Below are 1,462 nucleotides of genomic sequence, written 5' to 3'. Positions count from 1 at the left end.
GCGGCCGGTTTCACGTGCGTGCGTCCAAGGGGGTGCACGTGGTGGTGCCGCGGGACCGGATCGTCAGCGAGGTCGCGATCATCTTGCGCACCGAGCGATCGGTGTTGTTCGTCATCCCGTGGGGGACCCACTGGATCATTGGGACCACCGACACCGACTGGAACCTGGACCTGGCGCACCCGGCGGCGACCAAGGCCGACATCGACTATCTCCTGGGCCACGTCAACACCGTGCTGGCTACCCCGTTGACCAGCGCCGACATCGACGGGGTGTACGCGGGGCTGCGTCCCCTGCTGGCCGGGGAGAGCGACGACACCTCGAAGCTCTCCCGCGAGCACGCGGTGGCGGTGCCGACGCCCGGGCTGGTGGCCATCGCCGGCGGCAAGTACACCACCTACCGGGTGATGGCCGCCGACGCCATCGACGCCGCCGCCGAGTACATCCCGGCCCGGGTGGCGCCGTCCATCACCGAGAAGGTGCCGCTGCTGGGTGCCGACGGCTATTTCGCGCTGGTCAACCAGGTCGAGCACGTCGGCGCGGTCCAGGGGCTGCACCCCTATCGAGTGCGGCATCTGCTAGATCGCTACGGGTCACTGATCCATCGGGTGCTCGACTTGGCGACCGGGGCGCCCGAGCTGCTGGAGCCGATCACCGCGGCACCGATCTACTTGAAGGTCGAAGCCGCCTACGCTGCCGCCGCCGAGGGTGCACTGCATCTGGAGGACATCCTGACCCGCCGGATGCGGATCTCCATCGAATACCCGCACCGCGGTGTCGACTGCGCCCGCGAGGTTGCCGAGGTGGTGGCGCCGGTGCTGGGCTGGGGCGACGACGATATCGACGAGGAGGTGGCAACCTACTCCGCGCGAGTGGAAGCCGAAGTGCTCTCGCAAGCCCAGCCCGACGACGCTTCGGCGGACGCGTTGCGGGCCAGCGCCCCGGAGGCACGCGCCGAGATCCTCGACCCGGTGCCGCTGGATTGACCTGCCCGGTCCCGACGCGCGTTACGCGAGTTCGTAGTCGCCCAGCGCCGGGTGCGCCATCACCTCCCGGAAGCGACCGAAACTCCACGGCCAGGCGACGGGAACACCGCGGTCGTCGAGGTACCAGCTTCGGCAGCCGGTGACCCACACGGTCTTTTTCGCCGCCTGCACCCGCTCGGCCTCGAAACGGGCCGTCGCCTCGTGGCTGGCGCTGACCGCGCGGCATTCCTCTCGCCGCAGCAGCTCGATCAGCTGCATCAGATAGCCGATCTGGGCCTCGGCCGCGTCGATCAGCGAGAAGTTTCCGACGGGCCCATTGGGCCCGTTGAGCATGAACAGGTTGGGAAAATCGGGCACCGACACCGACAGATAGGCGACCGGTCGCTGTGCCCACACGTCGTCGAGGCGCACGCCGTCGCGGCCGACCACCTCGATCGGGCGCAGGAAGCGGTCCACCCGGAACCCGGTGGCCAGCACCA

Annotated in this window: 1 protein-coding gene and 1 pseudogene; one reads left to right on the top strand and one right to left on the bottom strand. The window is 69.2% G+C overall.

What is annotated here, in order from left to right; translation table 11 throughout:
• Window positions 1-983 (top strand): glycerol-3-phosphate dehydrogenase/oxidase (locus AC2VOP_RS19385; RefSeq protein WP_486962478.1); only part of this gene is annotated, 983 nt, incomplete at its 5' end.
• Between the two features lie 21 nt (window positions 984-1,004).
• On the opposite strand, the pseudogene AC2VOP_RS19380 reads toward AC2VOP_RS19385, so the two are convergent.
• Window positions 1,005-1,462: pseudogene (locus AC2VOP_RS19380) on the bottom strand (flavin-containing monooxygenase); the annotation flags it as partial.

It is taken from the genome of Mycobacterium sp. TH-M106, assembly GCF_057473765.1.
This window is presented reverse-complemented; position numbering and strand designations above follow the sequence as displayed.